This window comes from Actinomadura chibensis NBRC 106107 (assembly GCF_001552135.1).
Classification (GTDB): domain Bacteria; phylum Actinomycetota; class Actinomycetes; order Streptosporangiales; family Streptosporangiaceae; genus Spirillospora; species Spirillospora chibensis.
In genome coordinates this window covers 157,099-173,186 of record NZ_BCQP01000002.1, presented here as the reverse complement: position 1 = coordinate 173,186, position 16,088 = coordinate 157,099, and the positions used below count along the sequence as shown (strand labels likewise).

At 72.5% G+C, this 16,088-nt stretch carries 11 protein-coding genes; 5 read left to right on the top strand and 6 right to left on the bottom strand.

The window, feature by feature from the left end; all coding sequences use genetic code 11:
• Window positions 1-281: 281 nt before the first annotated feature.
• From ACH01S_RS01580 to hflX, 5 genes are all read right to left on the bottom strand, one after another.
• Window positions 282-2,384 (bottom strand): DNA internalization-related competence protein ComEC/Rec2, encoded by a 2,103-nt coding sequence (locus tag ACH01S_RS01580; protein WP_246236910.1) that lies wholly within the window; start codon window positions 2,382-2,384, stop codon window positions 282-284.
• A 308-nt stretch (window positions 2,385-2,692) separates the two neighbouring features.
• A complete protein-coding gene (locus ACH01S_RS01575; protein WP_246236909.1) occupies window positions 2,693-3,409 on the bottom strand; it encodes a ComEA family DNA-binding protein in 717 nt (238 codons plus the stop codon).
• A gap of 265 nt (window positions 3,410-3,674) precedes the next feature.
• Window positions 3,675-4,520 (bottom strand): DegV family protein, encoded by an 846-nt coding sequence (locus tag ACH01S_RS01570; RefSeq protein WP_067884428.1) that lies wholly within the window; start codon window positions 4,518-4,520, stop codon window positions 3,675-3,677.
• Window positions 4,521-4,552: 32 nt separating this feature from the next.
• Entirely contained in the window at window positions 4,553-5,767 is a 1,215-nt protein-coding gene (gene hutI, locus ACH01S_RS01565; RefSeq protein ID WP_067884426.1) for an imidazolonepropionase, read from the bottom strand.
• A gap of 626 nt (window positions 5,768-6,393) precedes the next feature.
• Window positions 6,394-7,830, bottom strand: coding sequence for a GTPase HflX (gene hflX / locus ACH01S_RS01560; RefSeq protein WP_067884424.1), 1,437 nt, complete (start codon window positions 7,828-7,830; stop codon window positions 6,394-6,396).
• A gap of 267 nt (window positions 7,831-8,097) precedes the next feature.
• Here hflX and aceB point away from each other — a divergent pair, with 267 nt between their 5' ends.
• From aceB to ACH01S_RS01535, 5 genes are all read left to right on the top strand, one after another.
• Window positions 8,098-9,705 carry a malate synthase A gene (gene aceB, locus ACH01S_RS01555; RefSeq protein WP_067884534.1) on the top strand — a complete coding sequence of 536 codons (1,608 nt, stop codon included), beginning with the start codon at window positions 8,098-8,100 and terminating at the stop codon, window positions 9,703-9,705.
• A 151-nt stretch (window positions 9,706-9,856) separates the two neighbouring features.
• On the top strand, window positions 9,857-11,296 hold the full coding sequence (locus tag ACH01S_RS01550; protein ID WP_174564848.1) for an FAD-linked oxidase C-terminal domain-containing protein: 1,440 nt from the start codon (window positions 9,857-9,859) through the stop codon (window positions 11,294-11,296).
• Window positions 11,296-12,492: an FAD-binding oxidoreductase gene (locus ACH01S_RS01545; protein ID WP_067884422.1), complete on the top strand. Its 1,197-nt coding sequence runs from the start codon at window positions 11,296-11,298 to the stop codon at window positions 12,490-12,492. The genes ACH01S_RS01550 and ACH01S_RS01545 overlap by 1 nt, the downstream gene beginning before the upstream one ends.
• Window positions 12,492-13,778, top strand: coding sequence for a (Fe-S)-binding protein (locus ACH01S_RS01540; protein ID WP_067884420.1), 1,287 nt, complete (start codon window positions 12,492-12,494; stop codon window positions 13,776-13,778). Before ACH01S_RS01545 ends, ACH01S_RS01540 begins: the two co-directional genes overlap by 1 nt.
• 111 nt (window positions 13,779-13,889) lie before the next feature.
• Window positions 13,890-14,606, top strand: a complete 717-nt coding sequence (locus ACH01S_RS01535; protein WP_067884418.1) for a hypothetical protein — start codon at window positions 13,890-13,892, stop codon at window positions 14,604-14,606.
• Here the strand turns inward: ACH01S_RS01535 and ACH01S_RS01530 are convergent.
• The gene (locus ACH01S_RS01530; RefSeq protein ID WP_174564845.1) at window positions 14,593-16,056 is read right to left on the bottom strand and encodes an ABC transporter family substrate-binding protein; all 1,464 of its coding nucleotides are present in this window, start codon (window positions 16,054-16,056) and stop codon (window positions 14,593-14,595) included. The genes ACH01S_RS01535 and ACH01S_RS01530 overlap by 14 nt on opposite strands.
• Between the last annotated feature and the right edge of the window lie 32 nt (window positions 16,057-16,088).

Below are 16,088 nucleotides of genomic sequence, written 5' to 3'. Positions count from 1 at the left end.
AGCATCAGCGGTTTGATGGGCGGCTTCAACGTCTCGGCGCGCGACTTCGGCGGTTTGATGGGCGGCTTTAGCGTCTCGGTGGGCGGATTCGGCAGTTGGCGGGTGGCTTCAGCGTCTCGGCGCGCGGCTACGGCGGTTGGTGGACGGCTTCAGCGTCTCGGCGCGCGGCTACGGCGGTTTGGCGGGCGGCTTCAGCGTCCCGGTGGACGGCTACGGCGGTTGGCGGGCGGGTTCGTTCGGTGGCTTGGGGGCGGGGTGGGTGCGGCGGCGGGGGAAGGGGGCTAGCGGTGCGGGATGGTCGTCAGGCCTGGGGCGGTTCGGGCGATGGCTATGTCTCCCTCCTGATCGGTGCGATGGACTTGGGTGTGGAGACGTCTCAGAAGGCCGACGGTCAGGGGTGACGGATGGCCGTAATCGTTGTGCTCGCCTACTGAGATCAGGGAGATGGAGGCGTGGGCGGCGGCGAGAAACTGGAGGTCCTGGCTGGGCGAGCCGTGATGGGGGACCTTCAGGACTTGCACGTGCGGGACGGCATTCTGCAGCGCGCGCTGCGCCTCGGTCTCGACGTCACCGGCCAGGAGTGCGCTGAATCCCGGTTTGCGGGCGACAAGGACCACGCTCGCGTTGTTGATCGTGGTGCCGTCGTCGTCGGGGGTGAGCGTCGGGCCGGTCGCCGCCGGGGCGAGGACGGACAGCGTCAAGTCACCGATGCGCCACTGCTGCCCCGCCTGGGCCGGACGAGCGGAAACGCCGCGCGCCAAGCGGGCTTCGCGGCCGGACGTCCGGGGTGTCGTCAGAATCTCGTGGACGGTGCGGCCCCGCATGACGCCGGACGTCCCGTTGATGTGGTCGGCGTGCGGGTGGGTCAGGACGAGCAATGCCACGTCCCGGATGTGGAGGCGGCGCAGGCACCGGTCGACCGGCGCGGGCTCGGGACCCGCGTCCACGACGACCGCCTGCCCCGGTGATGTGGCGAGGACGATGGCGTCGCCCTGGCCGACGTCACAGGCGACCATCTGCCAGCCGGGCGGCGGCCATCCGCGGGCCGTCACGCGCAGGGCGACGACGGCGACGAGCACGCCGGTCAGGGCGGCGGCCACGAGCAGGCGCAGCCGGCGGCTGCGTAAGACCAGGACGGCGACGCCCGCTGCCAGCAGCAGGGTGAGCGCACCCAACCCGCCGCTCGTCCAGGGGATGGTCGCGTAGGGCAGCGCGGCGGCGGTGCGGGCCACCCGGATGATCCAGCCGGTGGACAGGCCCGCGGGCCAGGCGATCACCCTGGCGAGCGGAAGGCACACGAGCGCGGTGAGCGCGGCGAGGGCCCCGAGGAGGGTGGCCGGTGCGACGGCCGGGGCGGCGAGCAGGTTGGCGAACACGGAGACGACCCCCACCTCACCGGACAGCATGACCAGGACCGGCGCCACCGCGACCTCGGCGGCGGCCGCGACGGCGAGGGCGTCGGCGACCGGGCCGGGGAGGCGGCGCGCGAGCCTCTCCCGCCATGGCGGGCCCAGGACGAGCAGCCCCGCCGTGGCCGTCACGGACAGCGCGAACCCGTACGAGCGCGCGAGCTCCGGGTCGGCCAGGACGAGGAGCAGCACGGCTGCGGCCAAGGCGGGCAGCCCCTGGCGGCTCCGTCCGGTGAACAGCGCCAGCAGGCCGATGAGACCCATCACGGCCGCGCGGAGGACGCTCGGTTCGGGCCGCGCGATCACGACGAACACGACCACCGCGAGGACCGCGACGGGCGGGGCGCGCCGCCGTCCGAGGCCCGCGAGACGGCTCAGCCCGAGGACGGCGCCGGTGACGATCGCCAGGTTCGCGCCCGAGACGACCAGGAGGTGGGTGAGCCCGGCGGTCCGGAAGTCCTCGGCCAGGGCCGGGTCGAGGCCCGAGGTGTCGCCGACGACCATGCCGGGCAGGATGCCGCGCTGGTCGGGAGGCAGCCCCGCGACCGCCGCCCGCAACCGCGCCCGGACCCGCTCGGCGCCCCGCTGTACCAGTGAAGGCGGGCCGAGAACGGCGGGCGGCCCGCGCACGATCACAACGGCGGCCAGCAGATCGGCACCCCTCGGCGTCGTGAACCGCCCGCGCAGCCGGACCCGCTGGCTCGGCAGGACGCGAAGCCAGCCGGGGTCCGCCGCGATCAGCAGGACGGGAACCCGCACCTTCGCCCGCGCCACCGCTTCCACCCGGGCCCGGACGGTGATCAACGGGCGTCCGTTGCCGGGATGCGACCGCGGGTCCGCGGTCACGACGGCCTCGGCCACCGCGAAGCGTCCATGGCGGGCGAGATCGCGCACGGGCCCGGTGTCGACGGCGGCCGTCCGCAGCGCCACGACCGCCGCCGAAGCGGCGGCGCACACCAGGACGACACCCGCCAACCTCCGCCGTGCCCCACTGGCCCCGCCGGTCCCGGCCGCCCGACCGACGTGGTTCCCGGCCTGGCCGAACGCCGAGACGAAAGCGAGTGGTTGCGGCCCAGAGTGGCCCGCCATGGCCGAGGCGGGGGTGGCTGGGTTCGGGTTAGAGCCTCCTCTCGTGTTCGAGCGGCGGCGGGGAGCCAGGAGGTAGAGGGCCATCAGGGCTGTGATGGCCGCCAAGCCGCAGGTGGCGGCCGGTGGGAGGCCCATGGTCGTGGCGGCGGTGATCCAGGTGGCGAGGGCCGGGGCGAGCAGGCGCAGGTCGTGGGTCATACGCGGACCCTGGATTTCAGGTCGTCGAAGCGGCGGGAGCCTATGCCGCTCACCTCCCGAAGTTCGTCGACGGAGCGGAAGCCGCCGTGCTCGGTGCGGTACGCGACGATGCGCTGGGCGAGGACGGGACCGACGCCTGGAAGCCCGTCCAGCTGGTCGGCGGTGGCGGCGTTGAGGTCGATCGGCGTCGCGGGCGCGCCCGGGGCGTCGGGCCCGGGCGGGGCGGCGGCGACCGGGGCGGCGGGGGCGGAGCCGCGGACGCCCACCGGGATCTGCTCGCCGTCCACCAGCTTGCGGGCGAGGTTGAGCGTGCCGGTCTTCGCGCCGGGGCGCAGCCCGCCCGCGGCCTTGATCGCCTCGGCTACGCGCGACCCGCCCGGGAGCGTGACCACACCGGGACGCCTGACCTTCCCGATGACGTGCACGACCACCGAGGCCCCCGCCGCGACCGGGCTCGCGGGCGGGCTCGCGGACGAACCCTCGCGCGTCTCGGCGAGGGTCGCGCTCGGCAGCGGCGCCGCGGAATCCCGCGGCCGTGGGCGCGCCATCCAGAAGTACCCGGCGGCCACCACGGCGGCGATCAGCCCGAGGATCACCAGGACGCGGACATTCGACCGCTCCGGGCCCGCGCGTAGGCGGGCCGAGGGCGGCGCCTCGGAAACGCTGAGGCGCCCCATCGCGGACTGCAGCCGGGCCTGCGTGTCGGGTCTCATGGCACCCGACGCTAGGCGCGCCCGCCGACCCGCCGTAAGCGCTCCGCCAATTGTGGATAACTCTGCGTCAGCACCGTTCCGAGGGGACCGGCAAGGCAGGGACCACACCGCCGCGCATCGGCTCGCGCGACAGCCGACGCAGCCCCCGCGCGGATCGGCTGAGCAGAGGCCACACCGCCCCCGCCCCATCGATGACGGCGAGGACTGTCGGGCAACCGGTGAATCCGCCCGCCGGGAGTTCCACCGGCGCCGAGTCGCCAGGCCGTCAGAGGTGCGGCGCCACGACCACGCCGAGCATTCCAGGGCTGACATGGGCGCCGATTACCGGGCCGACCTCGCCTACGTACACGTCAGCGACATGTGGGATCCGCTCGCACAGGCGGGCGGCAAGGGCGTCGGCACGTGCCGATGCGGCGAGGTGCTGCACACCCAGATCAACGTGCAGCCCGCCCGCCTCCGCGACCGCGAGTTCCTCCAGCCGGGCCAGAGCGCGCGCGGACGTCCGGACCTTCTCCAGCGGCGCGATCCGTCCCCCCGCGATGTGCAAGAGGGGCTTCACCATGAGGGCGGACCTCAGCAGGGTGGCGGCGGCACCGATCCGTCCACCGCGCCGCAGGTACTCCAGGGTGTCGAGGTAGAAAAGGGACCGCGTGAGCCTGGCCCGGCGCAGGGCGGCGTCCGCGGCCTCCTGCGAGGTCCCGCCGGAGAGGGCGACCGAGGCGGCGGTGAGCGCGGCGAATCCGAGGCCCATCCCGATGGTGCCGCTGTCGACGACCCGCACCGGGACGGACGCGTCGGCGGCGGCGAGCCGTGCCGCCTCCACCGTCCCGGACATGGCGGCGGACAGGTGCACGGAGACCACCTCGCGCGCGCCCGCGTCCACGACCGACCGGTAGGCGGCGGCGAAGCGTCCGGGCGACGGACGCGACGTCGTCACGGCGTGCCGTTCCCGCAGCGCGCGCACGGCCTCGGCGGCGCCGACGTCGCCCTCGTCGCGGGTGGCGCCGCCGACGGCGATCTGCAGCGGGACGACGGTCAGCCCGTGCCGTCCGGCCGGCCCGGACGGCAGGTAGGCGGTCGAGTCCGTCACGACCGCGACGGCGTTTCCCATGAAAGGACGCTACCCGCCGCCGGGACGGCGGGTCAGGGCTGGACGGGCACGCCGCCGCGCCAGATCCGCAGTGCGCGCAGGCCGAACGCCCACGCGAACGCGCCCTCGTGGTCGGCGTCCCAGAGGACGATGTCGGCGAGCATGCCGGGCGCGAGCGAGCCGCGGTCGCCGACGCGCAGGGCGGCGGCTCCGCCGAGCGTGGCGGCGCGCAGCGCCTCGGTGACGCTCAGCCCGAACATCGCGACGGACAGCCCGATGACGAGCGGCATGGACGTGATGCCGCACTGGCCCGGGTTGTGGTCGGTGCCGAGCGCGACGGTGACGCCGCGGTCGAGCATCTGCCGGACGGGCGCGGGCGCGCGGCTGCTGTTGAGCGAGCTGCCGGGGCAGACGGTGGCGGTGACGCCCGCGTGCGCGAGGGCCTTGATGTCGTCGTCGTTGGCCTGGGTGAGCAGGTCGGCGGACGCGCAGCCGACCTCGGCGGCGACCTGCGCCGCGCCGACGCGCTCGTTGGCGCAGGCGTGCATGCGGGCCTTCAGCCCGGCGCGCTTGCCGGTCAGCAGCAGGGCGCGGGCCTCCTCGGCGGTGAAGTGGCCCTCGTCGCAGTAGACGTCGATCGAGTCGGCGCCCGCCACGGCGGCGTCGCCCGCCCACAGCCGGACGGCCTCGATGTAGTCGCGGCGGCGTCCGAAGAACTCCGGCGGCAGGATGTGCGCGGCGAGGAACGTCGCGTGGATGCGCGGCATGGACGGCTCGCCCTCCAGCGAGCGCAGCATCCGGATGTCGGCGAGCTCGCCGTCGCGGGTGAGGTGGTAGCCGGTCTTGGCCTCGACGGTGGTCGTCCCGGCGAGGATCCACTGGCGGAGCCGTTCGCGGACGCCGTTGCAGAGCGTCCACGGGTCCGTCCCGCGGGTGACGGTCACGGTCGAGTTCACGCCGCCGCCCGCCGCGGTGATGGCGGAGTGGGACGACCCGCTCGTGCGCATCGCGAGTTCCGCCCAGCGGTTGCCCGCGTAGACCGGGTGGGAGTGCGCGTCGATGAGCCCCGGCGTGACGAGCCCGCCGCCGAGGTTCTCGACGTGGTCGACGTCCACGATGTCGTCGATGATGCCGGGGACGCGCTGCGGGAGGTCGGAGGCGGGCCCGGCCCAGACGATCCGGTCGTCGTGGATGAGGACGGCGGCGTTGCTGCAGACGTCGGTGCCCGTCCAGAGCCTGCCGATGTTCGTCAACAGCCGTACCGTCATAGGTTCACCGACCAGGGTGGGACGATGTGCGCTTCAGCGCGGTCAAGGGCGCCGTGCGGCGGCGGGGCGCCGTGCGGCGACGGCGCGTCGGTGCGGTGCTCGGACGTGGCGTGAGGACGTGGCCGGCCGCCTGCTCTCGGTCTGGCGCCTGGATCTTTCATGGAGTGGGCCACCTGCTCTCGATCCGAAACGCCGACTGGATGCCGGCGACTCACCATTGGTGGGTCGGGTGATCGGGCGACCACCACTGGGCAACGAGACCGGAGATATCGGTTTCGTCACGGTAGTGCACCGAAGGCCCGTCCGACAACCTCTGATAGCAGCGCTTCGACAGCCATCTCCCCGCCCCTTAGCTCTACGACCGTACGGATTTCAACCGCACCGTCAAGCCGATTCGTGAAGCTGTCACCATTCAGCGACGAGGATCGACGTGGCCACAGGTTCCGGACGCGTCCGAATCTAACGGAGCGTCGCCCGTAACTGCGGAGACCCGCCGGGCCCCGCGGGACCCGGCGGGTCGCCGGTTCGGTTCGGACGGACGGTTCGAACGAACCATCCGGACAGCCTGTTGAGACGCTCGGTCCCGCCCGCGGGTTCGGAGAACCCGCGGGGGAAGGCCGAACCGCTCAGACGGTCGGCGTCACGGCCTCGTACCGCGCCAGTTCCCCGGCGAGGTCCGCCGGGACCCGGGCGTGCAGCAGGGTGCCGTCGGCGCCGTGCTCCTGCTTGAGCACCTCGCCGCGCTCGTGCGCCTGCGCGATGAGGTCGCCCCGGTCGTAGGGCACGAGGACGCGCAGTTCGCTCTCCAGCCCGGGCAGGTCGGCCTCGATGGCGGCGCGCAGCTCCTCGATGCCGAACCCGGTGCGGGCGGACACGACGACGCTGTGCGGCTCGCGGCGCTGCAGCCGGGCGATCGCGAGGTCGTCGGCGGCGTCGGCCTTGTTGATCACGACGATCTCGGGGATCTCCGCGGCGCCGATCTCGCGCAGCACCTCGCGGACGGCGTCGAGCTGCTCCTCGGGCGCCGGGTCGGAGCCGTCCACGACGTGCAGGATCAGCCCCGCGTCGGTGACCTCCTCCAGCGTCGAGCGGAACGCCTCGACGAGCTGGTGCGGCAGGTGCCGGACGAACCCGACCGTGTCGGCGAGGGTGTAGGCGCGCCCGCCGGGCGTCTCGGCCCGCCGGACGGTGGGGTCGAGGGTGGCGAACAGGGCGTCCTCCACCAGGACCCCGGCGCCGGTGAGCCGGTTCAGCAGCGACGACTTGCCCGCGTTGGTGTAGCCGGCGATGGCGACGGCGGGCACCGCGTGGCGGCGGCGCTCGCCGCGCTTGGTGTCGCGGGCCTTGGACATCTCGGCGATCTGCCGGCGCAGCTTGGCCATCCGGGTGCGGATCCGCCGCCGGTCCAGCTCGATCTTGGTCTCGCCGGGGCCGCGGCCGCCGATCCCGACGCCGCCCGCGGCGCGCCCGCCGACCTGCCGGGACAGGTTGCCGCCCCAGCCGCGCAGCCGCGGCAGCAGGTAGTCGAGCTGCGCGAGCTCGACCTGCGCCTTGCCCTCGCGGCTCTTGGCGTGCTGGGCGAAGATGTCGAGGATCAGCGCGGTCCGGTCGATCACCTTGACCTGGACGGTCTCCTCCAGGTGCCGGAGCTGGCTCGGGGCCAGCTCGCCGTCGCAGATGACGGTGTCGGCGCCGGTGGCGATGACGACGTCGCGCAGCTCGGCGGCCTTGCCGGAGCCGATGTAGGTGGCCGGGTCGGGCCGGGAGCGCCGCTGGACAAGCCCCTCCAGCACTTCCGAGCCCGCGGTCTCGGCGAGGAGCGCCAGCTCGCGCAGGGAGTTCTCGGCGGCCTCGGCGGTGCCCTCCGTCCAGACGCCGACGAGGACGACCCGCTCCAGGCGGAGCGAGCGGTACTCGACCTCGGTGACGTCCTCCAGCTCGGTGGACAGGCCCGCGACGCGGCGCAGTGCCCGGCGGTCTTCAAGGTCGAGCTCGCCCGTCATGGGCTCGTACTCGAACTCTTCGGAGGTCTGGGTCTGGTCTGCAGAAAAAGGTTGAGTCATATGTCCTCGGTAGAACGCCGCGGCGCGGCCGTGTCTTCCCGGTCGTCCCGCCGTTTCTTCCCGCCGATGGTCTCACGGCGGTCCCCGGTGGTCACGCGGTTATCTCCCTGGGTTGACGCAAGCGCGCGCGGGGACGTGTCCCGGTGAACGCGGGGTCCATGCGCGCCCGGCCACTCCACTACCCCGCTTTGACCGCCTTCGACCACGCCAAGTACCGTTCTCCACATACCAGAACCCGAATTTCACTATACGAAAGGGATGGCGCAGATGGCTGGACTTGACGGCATCGAGGTCACCGGACCCCTCGGCGATCGGTACGAGGAGATCCTGACCCCCGAGGCGCTCGGCCTGCTCGCCTCCCTGCAGCGCGAGCTGGGCGCCCGGCGGACGGAGCTGCTGGCCGCCCGCGCCGAGCGGCAGCGCGCCCTGTCCGCCGGCGGGACGCTCGACTTCCTCCCCGAGACCGCGGGCGTCCGCGCGGACGACGCCTGGCGGGTCGCCGACCCCGCGCCCGGCCTGGAGGACCGCCGCGTCGAGATCACCGGCCCGACCGACCGCAAGATGACGATCAACGCGCTGAACTCCGGCGCGAAGGTGTGGCTGGCCGACTTCGAGGACGCCAACACGCCGCTGTGGACGAACATGATCGAGGGGCAGCTCAACCTCCGCGACGCCCTCGACCGCGCCATCGACTTCACCGACGACAAGAGCGGGAAGTCCTACGCGCTCAAGGACGACGCGGAGCTCGCGACCATCGTCGTCCGGCCGCGCGGCTGGCACCTGGACGAGAAGCACCTCCTCGTCGACGGCGAGCCCATGTCCGGGTCGCTCTTCGACTTCGGCCTGTACTTCTTCCACTGCGCGCGCCGCCAGCTCGCCAAGGGCAAGGGCCCCTACTACTACCTGCCGAAGATGGAGTCGCACCTGGAGGCGCGGCTCTGGAACGACGCGTTCAACATCGCGCAGGACGCGCTGGGCGTCCCGCGCGGCACGATCCGCGCGACCGTCCTGATCGAGACGATCCCGGCGGCGTTCGAGATGGAGGAGATCCTCTACGAGCTGCGCGACCACTCCGCGGGCCTGAACGCCGGGCGCTGGGACTACCTCTTCTCCGTGATCAAGAAGTTCCGGGAGCGGGGCGCCGACTTCGTGCTGCCCGAGCGGAACGCGATCACGATGACCGCGCCGTTCATGCGGGCCTACACCGAGCTGCTCGTCCGGACGTGCCACAAGCGCGGCGCGCACGCGATCGGCGGGATGGCGGCGTTCATCCCGTCCCGCCGCGACGAGGAGGTCAACAAGATCGCGCTGGAGAAGGTGCGGGCGGACAAGGCGCGCGAGTCGGGCGACGGGTTCGACGGCTCCTGGGTGGCGCACCCCGACCTCGTCCCGGTCTGCCGGGAGGTGTTCGACGGCGTCCTCGGCGACCGGCCGAACCAGCGCGAGCGGCTCCGCGAGGACGTCCGCGTCACCGCCGCCGACCTGCTCAACGTCAAGGACACCCCCGGCGAGATCACCGAGGCGGGCCTGCGCAACAACATCGACGTGGCGCTGCGCTACCTCGCCACCTGGCTGGACGGCGCGGGCGCGGTCGCCATCCACAACCTGATGGAGGACGCCGCGACGGCGGAGATCTCCCGCTCGCAGGTCTGGCAGTGGATCTACAACGGCGTGTCCACCGCCGACGGGCGCAAGATCACCAAGGAGTGGGTCGAGGAGCTGCTGGACGAGGAGCTCGCCAAGATCAAGGAGGAGCTGGGGCAGGCGTACAACGAGCCCCGCTACGACCAGGCCGTGACCCTGTTCAAGGAGGTCACCCTCGCGGACGAGTACTCCGAGTTCCTCACGATCCCGGCCTACCAGAGCTTCCCGTAGACCCGGACGGCGTGCGCACCCTTTGGAACCCGCGCCCGTAAGGAACGTGGGTTCCAAAGGGTTCGTCCCTGGGCCACTATCGGGGATCGTGGAAAAGGTGGAACCGTTGCCCAACGAGCCGTTGTCCAACGAGCCGTCGCCGACCGAGGCGCTGCCCGGCGGGCTCGGACGCAGGCTGGCGGAGCTGCTCGGCGCCGACCGGGTGATCACCGACCCGGTGCGGCTGCGCACGTACGAGTGCGACGGGCTGACCAACCACCGGTCGACGCCGGGGATCGTCGTGCTGCCCGACACCGCCGAGCAGATCGCCGCGATCGTGCGCGAGTGCGCGGCGGCCGGGGTCCCCTACGTGGCGCGCGGCTCCGGGACGGGCCTGTCGGGCGGGGCGCTCCCCCGCGCGGACGGCGTGCTGATCGTCACGTCCAGGATGCGGCGGATCCTGGAGGTCGACATCCCGGGGCAGCGGGCCGTCGTCGAGCCCGGCGTGATCAACCTGGACGTGACGCGGGCCGTCCGGCAGTACGGGTACTACTTCGCGCCCGACCCGTCCAGCCAGCAGATCTGCTCGGTCGGCGGGAACGTCGCGGAGAACTCCGGCGGCGCCCACTGCCTGAAGTACGGGTTCACCGCGCACCACGTGCTGGCCTGCGAGGTCGTGACGCCGGACGGGGAGATCGTCGAGCTGTCGGCGGACGGCCCCGGCTACGACCTGCTCGGCGTGTTCGTCGGCGCGGAGGGCACGCTCGGCATCACCACCAAGATCACCGTGCGGCTGACGCGGCTGCCGGAGACGGTGCAGACGCTGCTCGCGGCGTTCGACTCGATCGAGGCGGGCGGCGCGGCGGTGTCGGCGATCATCGGGGCGGGCGTCGTCCCGGCGGCGATCGAGATGATGGACGCGCTGTCGATCGAGGCGGCGGAGGCGGCGGTGCGCTGCGAGTACCCGCCGGGCGCGGGCGCGGTGCTGATCGTGGAGCTGGACGGCCCGGAGCCCGAGGTCGCCGCCCAGTTCGCCCAGGTCGAGCGGCTGTGCCGGGACGCGGGCGCGTTCGAGATCCGGATCGCCGCCGACGACGCGGAGCGGGCGCTGATCTGGAAGGGGCGCAAGTCGGCGTTCGCGGCGGTCGGCCGGATCAGCCCGGCCTACATAGTCCAGGACGGCGTGATCCCCCGGACGGTGCTGCCGGAGGTCCTGGCGAGGATCGACGCGCTGTCCGCCGAGTCCGGCGTGCGGGTGGCGAACGTGTTCCACGCGGGCGACGGGAACCTGCACCCCCTGGTGCTGTTCGACGACGCCGAGCCGGGCGCGGAGCGGCGCGCGGAGGAGGTCTCCGGGGCGATCCTCGACCTGTGCATCGAGCACGGCGGCTCCATCACGGGCGAGCACGGCGTGGGAGTGGACAAGTCCCGGTACATGCCGCGGATGTTCACCGAAGCCGACCTGGACACGATGCAGATGGTCCGCTGCGGATTCGACCCTGCGGGACTGTGCAACCCGGGCAAGGTGTTCCCCACGCCGCGTCTGTGCGGCGAGGTGCCCGGTGTACGCAAGGGCCCCCACCCGTTCGAGGGAAAGGCGGACCTCTTCTGATGCAGCCCATCGACGCCCTGGCCAAGGTCTGCGGTGACGTACGGCCCGGTGAGCCCGCGGAGGGCGTCCTCGGTGTGGAGCCCGCTCTGGTCGCCGCGCCGAAGGACGCGTCCGAGGCCGCCGATGTCATGCGCGTCGCCGCGGAGATGGGTCTGGCGGTCGTCCCGCGTGGGGCCGAGACCCGTCTGGACTGGGGAACACCTCCGGAGCGGTGCGATCTCCTGGTCGACACCCACCGGATGGACGGGCTGATCGAGCACGCCGCAGGGGACCTCGTCGCGAAGGCGGAGGCGGGCCTGCCGATGGAGCGGCTCGGCGCGCTGCTCGCGGAGCGCGGCCAGCGGCTCGCGCTCGACGTCCCCCTGCCGGGCTCCACCGTGGGCGGGACGATCGCCACGGGCGCGGCCGGTCCGCTGCGCACGCTGTACGGGACGCCCCGGAACCTGGTCATCGGGCTGACGATCGTCCGGGCGGACGGGCAGATCGCGAGGTCCGGCGGGAAGGTCGTCAAGAACGTCGCCGGGTACGACCTGGGACGCCTCTTCTCCGGTTCGTTCGGAACCCTCGGGCTCATCGTGGACGCCACGTTCCGCTTGCATCCGGTGGCGTCGGCCAGCGCGTACGTGTCGTGTCGGGTGACCGGAGCGGAGGACGCGCATGACGCCGTCCAGACCGTCCTGCATTCCGCGGTGGCGCCGAGCGCCCTCGAATACATCAGCCCAGGGACGGTCGCCGTTCTCCTGGAGGGCGTCCCAGAAGGCGTTGAGGTACGCGCTAGGCAAATCGCCGAACTGCTAGGCGAGAACGCCAAGATCGCGGACTCGGCGCCGGACGGCTGGGGCCGCTACCCGGACGGCACCACCCTCATCGACGTCACGGCTCCGCCGCCCGCCCTCCGCGACGTCCTCACGACGCTCGGCCCGGAGATCGCCGTAACCTGGAGTGGAAGCGGGCACGGCCACGTCGGCGTCCCCACGGGCCCGGCCCCGGAGAAGGTGGCGACCGTGCTGGGCGGCCTGAGGGGCGCGCTGAGCCGTCACGGCGGCGGCGCCGTCGTCCGCTACGCGCCTGAGGAGGTGCGCGGCGAAATTGATGTGTGGGGCCCGGTTCCAGGGCTGGCGCTCATGCGGCGCGTGAAAGACCAGTTCGACCCGGACCACCGGTTGTCCCCCGGACGATTCGTGGGAGGGATTTGATGAGCGCCCAGGACGACCTCCCGAAACTGCTCGGCGACTGCGTCCACTGCGGTTTCTGCCTGCCGACCTGTCCGACGTACACGCTGTGGGGCGAGGAGATGGACTCGCCCCGGGGCCGCATCCACCTGATGCAGCAGCACGTGGACGGTGAGCCGTTCAGCGACGCGATGGTGCAGCATTTCGACGCGTGCCTGGGCTGCATGGCATGCGTGACGTCCTGCCCGTCCGGGGTGCAGTACGACCGGCTCATCGAGACGACCCGCGCGGACGTCGAACGCGAGCACCCCCGTTCGCTGAAAGAACGCGCCATACGGGAAATGGTCTTCCAGTTGTTCCCGTACAGGCGGCGGCTCCGTGCTCTGCGCGGCCCTCTGCGCGCGTACCAGAAATCGGGTCTGGAACGGCTCGTGCGGCGCAGCGGCGTCCTGGAGCGCATTTCGCCGTCGATCGCCGCCATGGAACGGCTCGCGCCGCCGCTCGGCAGGACGCCGCGCCTGCCGGAGCGGGTCGCGGCCCGGGGCGAGCGCCGCGCGACGGTGGGGATGCTGTCCGGCTGCGTGCAGGGCGAGTTCTTCCCCGGCGTCAACGCCGCCACGGCCCGCGTCCTCGCCCTCGAAGGCTGCGACGTCGTCATCCCGAAGGGCCAGGGGTGCTGCGGGGCGCTGTCCCTGCACTCCGGCCGCGCGGACGAGGCCCGCGCCTTCGCCCGCCGGACGATCGAGACGTTCGAGTCCGTCGACGCCGTCGTCGTGAACTCGGCGGGCTGCGGCTCGGCCATGAAGGACTACCGGGCGCTCCTCGCCGACGATCCGGCCTGGTCGCGGCGGGCGGACGCGCTGACGGCGAAGACCCGCGACTTCGCCGAGTTCCTCGCCGAGCTCGGCCCCCGCGCGGAGCGGGCGCCGCTGCCGGTCGCCGTCGCCTACCACGACGCGTGCCACCTCGCGCACGCGCAGGGCGTGCGGAGCCAGCCGCGCGCGCTGCTCGCCGCGATCCCGGAGCTGGAGGTCCGGGAGATCGCCGACCCGGAGATCTGCTGCGGGTCGGCCGGGACCTACAACCTGTTCCAGCCGGAGGCCGCGGCGGAGCTCGGCGACCGCAAGGCGGTGAACGTGGACGCCACCGGGGCCGAGCTGCTCGTCGCCGCCAACCCCGGCTGCTCCATGCAGATCGCGACCGCGCTGCGCCGCCGCGGCGCGCCCATCGCCGTCGCGCACACCGCCGAGGTGCTGGACGCCTCCCTGCGGGGCCTTTCCCGCGACACCCTTCTCACGCGCACTTCGTAACCCCCTGACCTGCGGGACGACCGATTCATGCGGTCGGGTATCGTGTCCACCTCCTTGTGATGGGACGCGCTTGCCGTGCCCGGAGCGGGCCAGAGGGAGCACGCAGAGACCATGTCCAGCAGCCACCAGCCCCGGCGGTCGCACCGCCGGAGGAAGAAGAGCGGCACCGGGAGGATCGGCCTCGCCGGGGCCCTGACGGGCGCCGTCGGGATCGCCGCCGTCGCCGCCGCGATCGTCGTGCTCCGGCCCGGCGACTCCGATACGGACCCGGCCCGTCCGGCCTCCGCCGGGCAGACCGGCGCGGACGAGCGCGGCCCGTCGGTGGCCGCGCCGGAGACCGGTCCGCCGGTCGAGTTCATGACGCCGGAGGGCTACGGCTACAGCCTCGCCGCCGTCAAGGCCGGGACGGACAGGCAGCCGCTCGGCGCCACGAAGGCTCCCCCGTCCGGGACGACGTACGCCTACGCCGACTACGTCCTGACCAACAGCCAGCGGCGGCCCGTCCTGCTGGACTACCCCGCCGACCTGTTCCTGCCGAAGTCGCGGGTGCCGGAGGCGGCACGGGAGCGGTGCATGCCGCAGCCCGGCATCCCGGACGACATGTGCACGCTCCCCAACCACAGCGAGATCACCGCCAGGGTCGACGGGGCCCGGTCGCCGGTCGACGAGAACGGCAGCGCGATGATCCCGGCGGGCGCGTCGTACGTGGTGCGGATCGCCACGGACCTCCCGGTGGACGCGGGCCTGTCGGCCTCCGACCTACGGCTCTACGTGTGGAACGCCCGGTTCACGAGCGACCGCAAGGGCATCCCGCTCAAGTTCCCCTAACCCTCTTGGACGTGAAACCGATGTCCTGGTAAGCGGGCTCGAAGAAGCCGCAAGCACCCAGGTTCGCGAGATCCGCCCGGACGGCGACGAGTTGGGGACGCTGATACAGCGGCAACACCGACGCCTGGCTCCAGACGAGCCGGTCGGTCTCGTTCACGAGGACGCGGACCCTCTCGGGGTCCACCTCCGCAACCGCACGGTCGACGGCCCTGTCGATCGCCTCGGTGCCGGTGCGGGAGTAGTTCTGCTGGACGTGGCGACCGCGCGGCCGCGCGAAGACCGACTTCATCGGCGAGACGGGAAAGGCCGAGCCCAGCCAGGAGAAGGGGACGATGTCGAAGTTCCCGGGCGCGACGTAGCGGTCGAACGCGTCGTCGGCGGGCACCGGCTCGATGTCCACCCTGACGCCGATGCGTTCGAGCAGCGCGCGGGTCAGTTCCCCTTCGCGTTTGCTGATCGGGACCCCGGACGGGACGACGAACCGCAGCGCGAGCGTCCGTCCGGCTTTGGCGCGGTATTTCCCGTGGGGCCTCCAGCCCGCGTCGTCCAGGAGGCGCCTCGCGCGGGCCGGGTCGTAGGCGCCGTACTCCGCTGAATTGTCGCGGTAGCCGTTCTGGGTGTTGACGTAGAAATGGTTGCCGAGCGTCTGGATGGGCGCGCCGAGCCCGGACAGGTCGGCTCTCGCGATGGCCCGCCGGTCGATGCCCAGCATGACCGCGCGCCGCACCCGAATGTCGGACAGGACGGGCCCGGCGGCGTTCAATGTGAACTGCCTCCAGTCCGGCCCTCCCGCTCGGCGGACTTTCGTTTTGGGCGTGTTCTCAGCGCGTTCCAGGGCGTCGGCGTCGAGCCCGACGTCCATCAGGTCGATCTCGCGGTTGGCGAACGCGCCGGGCATCGCGGCGGTGTCCATGGTTCTGTAGACGATGCGGTCGAGTTTCGCGGGCGCGCCCCACCAGGCGGGGTCACGGACGAGGGTGACGGTCTTGGCCGTCTGGTCGATCGCGTTGATTCTGAAGGGGCCCGCGGTCACGGGGAGACGGTTCGTCCAGGCGGCGTTGAACGCGCGGGGCGTGCCGTATGCGGTGGACGGGTAGAGCGGGCTGAACAGGCTGCGCCAGTCGGCGTACGTGCCGCCGAAGGTCACCTTGACGACGTTTTCGGCGGCGCCTCGGTCGACCGACGTGATTTGGCGATAGCCGGTCGTCGTGGAGACCTCGTAGCGCGGGTCGCGTCCGGACAAGGCGCGGGCTTGAGCCGCGAAATCGTCGTATCCGAGGGGACGGCCGTCCGACCATCTGGCGTGCGGGTTGAGCCGGTAGGTGACGGTCTGGCCGTGCCCGGTCCGGGTCAGCGTCACCGACATGAGATATTCGGGGACGGCGTGCGGCACGCCCTTCCCGTCCGCGCGCATCAGATAGGGCAGCACACCTTGGACGACATGGTTCACGACGCCCTTCGTGCCATTGACGTGATGGAAAT